Below are 693 nucleotides of genomic sequence, written 5' to 3' on the forward strand. Positions count from 1 at the left end.
TGGTCTGCTCGGCGATGTCGGCGATCACGTCGGTCGTCTCCGCGACGCCGTCCATCCGGTCGTCGAGGCCGGCGACGAGGTCGTCGAGGTCCTCGAGGAGGTCGGCGATCGCGGCGATGGCCTCGACCGCTTCGGTCGCGCGCTCCTCGCCTTTTTCGCCCAGCTCCGCCGCGGCGCTCGCGTCGCCGGCCACCTCGTCGGTGGTGGAGGCGATCTCCTCGACGGTCGCGGAGAAGTCGTCGGTGTCGTTGGCCGTCTCCCGTAACCGCTCGGTCTGCGCGTCCAGCTCGTCGGCCAGCTCGCGCATCTCGGCGGCCACCTCCTGGTTCATCGCGGCCACGTCGTCGGCCTCCGCGGCCATCTCCTCGCTCGTGGCCTCCACGTCGCCCGCGAACGCCTGGATGTCCTCGACCGTCGTCGAGAGCCCGCCGGTCATCTCGTTGTACGCCGTCGTGATGCGCTCGATCGCGTCGACCTCGCTGTCGGCGTCGAGCCGGCGGGTGAGGTCGCCCTCGGCGGCGTCCTCCATGGCGCCGCCGATCTCCTCGGCGCGCGTCAGGAGGGTGTCGGACAGCTCTTCGGCCTCCTCGCGGGCGGCTTCCGCCTCGGACTGCGCCCGCTCGGACTCGGCGACCGCGTCCCGGAGCGACCGCCGCGTCTCGTCGAAGGCCTCGAAGAGCCGGCCGATCTCGT

1 pseudogene is annotated in these 693 nt (G+C 72.3%); it reads right to left on the reverse strand.

Annotation, left to right across the window (positions count from 1 at the left end):
- Positions 1-693, reverse strand: a pseudogene (locus tag D3D02_RS18240) (methyl-accepting chemotaxis protein); the annotation flags it as partial.

The sequence above is a fragment of the Halobellus sp. Atlit-38R genome (assembly GCF_003665925.1).
Taxonomy (GTDB): domain Archaea; phylum Halobacteriota; class Halobacteria; order Halobacteriales; family Haloferacaceae; genus Haloquadratum; species Haloquadratum inordinatus.